Annotated in this window: 1 protein-coding gene; it reads right to left on the reverse strand. The window is 71.4% G+C overall.

What is annotated here, in order from left to right:
* The coding region (locus DQW06_RS09335) for an ATP-binding cassette domain-containing protein (RefSeq protein ID WP_157983386.1) at positions 1-821 on the reverse strand (821 nt) is incomplete at its 3' end.
* Positions 822-1,026 lie beyond the last annotated feature (205 nt).

Genomic DNA, 1,026 nt, shown 5'->3' on the forward strand with positions numbered 1-1,026 from the left:
GCCTGCTTGCGCAGGGTGTCGGCCTGCTTCTCGGCGTTGGCCAGCTCGCGCCTGCGGCGGCGCTCGTCGGCCTCGCGCTGCTCCAGGTACAGCTTCCAGCCCATGTTGTAGACGTCGATGACGCTGCGGTTGGCGTCGAGGTAGAACACCTTGTTCACCACGTGCTCGACCAGTTCCACGTCGTGGCTGATCACGATGAGCCCGCCCTGGTGGGACTTGAGGAAGTCGCGCAGCCAGGCGATGGAGTCGGCGTCCAGGTGGTTGGTGGGCTCGTCCAGGAGCAGGGTGTCGGCCCCGCTGAACAGGATGCGCGCCAGCTCGATCCGGCGGCGCTGACCGCCCGAGAGCGTGTGCAGCGGCTGGCCGAGCACCTTGTCCGGCAGACCCAGGCTGGAGGAGATGGCGGCGGCCTCGGACTCGGCGGAGTAGCCGCCCAGCACGTGCAGCCGCTCCTCCCAGCGCGAGTAGGCGCGCACGCCCTTGTTACGGGTCTTGGTGTCGGTGCTGGCCATCTTCTTCTCGGCCTCGCGCATCCCGCGCAGGGCCTCGTCGATGCCGCGCGCCGACAGGATCCGGTCCCTGGCGATCACGTCCAGGTCGCCGGTGCGCGGGTCCTGGGGCAGGTAGCCGATGCTGCCGGAGGAGGTGACCGTGCCGCCGGTGGGCAGGCCCTCGCCCGCCAGCACCTTGGTCATGGTGGTCTTGCCCGCACCGTTGCGGCCGACCAGTCCGATCCGGTCCCCGGCGGCGACGCGGAAGGTGGTCGGCTCCAACAGGAGTCGAGGACCGACGCGCAGTTCGAGGTCGGTGGCGATCAGCATGGTGGGGCTTCCTACGGGGTGGTGGGACGTTCGGGTGCGACCGGTGTGGCTGGTCGGGGCGGCCGGGCACGCGTGTGCGCCGCGGGGAGACATGATCTCCCTCGCGCGGCGGCGGGAGGGGCGGCTCGGGGCCTACCGACCCAGACTAACGGCACCGGCAGGGGGCGGCGCGAGGATGTGACCGGAACGCGGGCGCCCCCCCCCC

Origin of the sequence: Nocardiopsis sp. TNDT3 (assembly GCF_003427465.1) — a bacterium.
In the GTDB taxonomy this organism is placed as follows: domain Bacteria; phylum Actinomycetota; class Actinomycetes; order Streptosporangiales; family Streptosporangiaceae; genus Nocardiopsis; species Nocardiopsis dassonvillei.